The organism is Streptomyces phytophilus (genome assembly GCF_013870535.1).
In the GTDB taxonomy this organism is placed as follows: Bacteria; Actinomycetota; Actinomycetes; order Streptomycetales; family Streptomycetaceae; genus Streptomyces; species Streptomyces phytophilus.
In genome coordinates this window covers 1-2,065 of sequence record NZ_JACBXC010001099.1, presented here as the reverse complement: position 1 = coordinate 2,065, position 2,065 = coordinate 1, and the positions used below count along the sequence as shown (strand labels likewise).

Annotated in this window: 3 protein-coding genes and 1 pseudogene; all 4 read left to right on the top strand. The window is 72.0% G+C overall.

Annotation, left to right across the window (positions count from 1 at the left end; all coding sequences use genetic code 11):
- Positions 1 to 349, top strand: a pseudogene (locus H5J30_RS29500) (cell division initiation protein); the annotation flags it as partial.
- Positions 350 to 467: 118 nt separating this feature from the next.
- Complete coding sequence (locus H5J30_RS29495) at positions 468 to 1,148, top strand: YceD family protein (protein WP_181790373.1); 681 nt, start codon at positions 468 to 470, stop codon at positions 1,146 to 1,148.
- Between the two features lie 2 nt (positions 1,149 to 1,150).
- Positions 1,151 to 1,324 (top strand): 50S ribosomal protein L32, encoded by a 174-nt coding sequence (gene rpmF, locus H5J30_RS29490; protein ID WP_027743529.1) that lies wholly within the window; start codon positions 1,151 to 1,153, stop codon positions 1,322 to 1,324.
- 18 nt (positions 1,325 to 1,342) lie between these two features.
- On the top strand, positions 1,343 to 2,065 hold a 723-nt coding region (rnc, locus tag H5J30_RS29485; RefSeq protein ID WP_181790371.1), incomplete at its 3' end, for a ribonuclease III.

Here is a 2,065-nt window from a genome sequence, read left to right as displayed (position 1 = left end):
CGCCGCCGCGTACTACGACGCCTCCGCCGCCCAGGGCTACGCCCAGACCGGCTACCCGCAGCCGGAGCAGCCGGACTACCCGCAGGGCTACGGCCAGGGCTACCAGCAGGGCTACGAGCAGCCCGACCCCGGCTACGGCTGGCCGCAGCAGGCCGGGCAGCCGGAGCAGCAGGCGGCCGGTGCGTACGCGGACGGGACCCAGCAGCTGCCGTACGGCCACGGCGACGCGCACCTGCCGCAGCAGGGCGGCTACACCCCGGCGCCCGCTGCGCTGGACGAGACGAGCCTCTTCGACACCAGCATGATCGACATGTCGCAGCTCCGGGAGTACGACGACCGCGGCCGCTGAGCCGCGGGGGAGCATCCGCCCGGGCCCGGCCGCCGACCGGTGCCCGGATTGGGTCCTGGGCGGGGTCTCAAGTATTCTGGACCCTCGCCGTATCGCGCCGCGCCCGTCCCTGCCCGTCATGCGCAGGGTGCACGAAAGCAGGAAAGCCCTGAAAGCCCATCCGGACCACCGCGCCCCTCTCGTGTTCGACACACGTGACCTGGGCCGCCGTCCCGGTACGCTCAAGCGGCTGACCCGCACCGTGCCGGCGCCCAAGGACCTCGGCAACGAGGTGGTGGGCGTGCCGGAGGGCGACCCCGTCGAGCTTGAGCTGCGGCTTGAGTCCGTGATGGAGGGGGTGCTCGTCACGGGCACCGCCCGGGGACGGGTGACGGGCGAGTGCGTAAGGTGTCTGGAGCCGCTCGGGCAGGAGCTTCGAGTGGACTTCCAGGAGATGTACTCCTACCCGGAGACCGACGCCAGGGGCCGCGTGGCCCGCGGCGGCGGCTCCGGCGCGGACGCCGAGGAGGCGGACGCGGAGGAGGGGACGCTGTACGTCGAGGACGACATGATCGACCTCGAACCCGAGCTGCGCGACGCGGTGGTGCTCGCACTGCCGCTGCAGCCGGTGTGCCGGGAGGACTGCCCGGGCCTGTGCCCCGACTGCGGGGCGCGGCTCGCGGACGACCCGGACCACCGGCACGACGTCGTCGACGCTCGGTGGGCGGCGTTGCAGGGACTCGCCGAGACCGTCTCGGACGGCGAGAAGAACGATGCGAGCGGCGCTGTCGACGGCGCCGGCGAGAAGCAGGAGAAGTAGCCGTGGCCGTTCCGAAGCGGAAGATGTCGCGCAGCAACACGCGCCACCGCCGGTCGCAGTGGAAGGCTGCGGTCCCGCACCTGGTGGCATGTGAGCGCTGCCATGAGCCGAAGCAGCAGCACATCGCATGCCCGAACTGCGGCACGTACAACCGCCGCCAGGTCATCGAGGTCTGAGCGGCGGGGAGAAGGCTCATGTCAGATGCCACTACGCCGCGGAAGGCGCCGGCCGACACAGCCTCGTCCCCCCAGATCCTGGAAGGGCGGCTCGGGTACGAACTTGAGCCCGCCCTTCTGGTGCGCGCCCTGACCCACCGCTCGTTCGCGTACGAGAACGGCGGTCTGCCCACCAACGAGCGGCTTGAGTTCCTCGGGGACTCGGTGCTCGGCCTGGTGGTCACCGACACGCTGTTCCGGGGCCACCCCGACCTGCCCGAGGGCCAGTTGGCCAAGCTGCGGGCCGCGGTGGTCAACTCTCGTGCGCTCGCCGAGGTCAGCCGCGGGCTGGAGCTGGGTGCCTTCATCCGGCTCGGCCGGGGCGAGGAGGGCACGGGCGGCCGGGACAAGGCGTCGATCCTCGCGGACACGCTGGAGGCCGTCATCGGCGCGGTCTACCTGGACAAGGGACTTGAGGCGGCGTCGGAGCTGGTGCACCGGCTGTTCGACCCGCTGATCGAGAAGTCCTCGAACCTCGGCGCGGGCCTGGACTGGAAGACCTCGCTCCAGGAGCTGACGGCCGCCAGGGGACTGGGCGTGCCGGAGTACCTGGTCAGCGAGACCGGCCCGGATCACGAGAAGACCTTCACGGCTGCCGCCCGCGTCGGTGGTGTCACGTACGGCACCGGCACCGGCCGCAGCAAGAAGGAAGCGGAGCAGCAGGCGGCGGACACCGCGTGGCGCGCGATCAGCGCGACCGCG

Coding starts and splice junctions, on each gene's coding strand:
- H5J30_RS29495 (WP_181790373.1), top strand. CDS start 468: ATGCGCAGGGTGCACGAAAGCAGGAAAGCCCTGAAAGCCCATCCGGAC.